The organism is Pauljensenia sp. UMB3104, assembly GCF_030217285.1.
Lineage (GTDB): Bacteria > Actinomycetota > Actinomycetes > Actinomycetales > Actinomycetaceae > Pauljensenia.
The window spans coordinates 1-232 of the sequence record NZ_JASONN010000638.1; the positions used below are offsets into that span (position 1 = coordinate 1).

The 232-nt window shown below is 56.5% G+C and carries 1 pseudogene; it reads left to right on the plus strand.

The window, feature by feature from the left end:
- Positions 1–25: 25 nt before the first annotated feature.
- Positions 26–232: pseudogene (locus QP415_RS13105) on the plus strand (glycosyl transferase family 1); the annotation flags it as partial.

Genomic DNA, 232 nt, shown 5'->3' on the forward strand with positions numbered 1-232 from the left:
GCTCGCCACTGCGTCGCTTGCCTCAATGAAGCCCGGCGCCTACGACTACGCGTATCCGACGAAGATTTTATCGTCCCTTTCAGCGGGAACTCCTGTTATTTTTGCTGGTCCCGGGCAGGCTGCACTCGACGTGGCGGAAGCAAACCTGGGGTGCGCAGTTGATGTAGATGTCGATGCGGTGTGTGATGCGATGGTTGAGCTGTCAACTCTTGATGACAATGATCCGCGCTGT